The 309-nt window shown below is 66.0% G+C and carries 1 protein-coding gene; it reads left to right on the forward strand.

The annotated features are described in order from the left end of the window. Positions 1-309 (forward strand): hypothetical protein (locus AC0L3B_RS39070; RefSeq protein WP_473383057.1); only part of this gene is annotated, 309 nt, incomplete at both ends.

The raw sequence follows: 309 nt of genomic DNA on the forward strand, positions 1-309 counted from the left end.
CCAAGGGCGCCGTCGACCCACGCGGGCTCTCGCGTCTGTTGGTCAGTGGGGCGCCGAACACCTCGCCCAGCGTGCTGATGCCTGGCCTTGAGTTGCTCGCCCAATTGGACACCCGTGCTGCCTTGCAGGCGTTTCGCGGGCCACAGTTGCACCTGTTTGCCGGGCAGGACGGGTTGGTGCCGGCCGAGGCTGCCAGCGACAGCTGTGCGGATAACGGTACTTTCCCACGCCAGGCAGGCCAACGCTCACTGCTGCAGTTGCGGGGTTTCCTGCCCGATGCAACGCACCGCCTGCTTCTTGTTGTTCACC

It is taken from the genome of Bradyrhizobium sp. Kon56, from assembly GCF_055807635.1.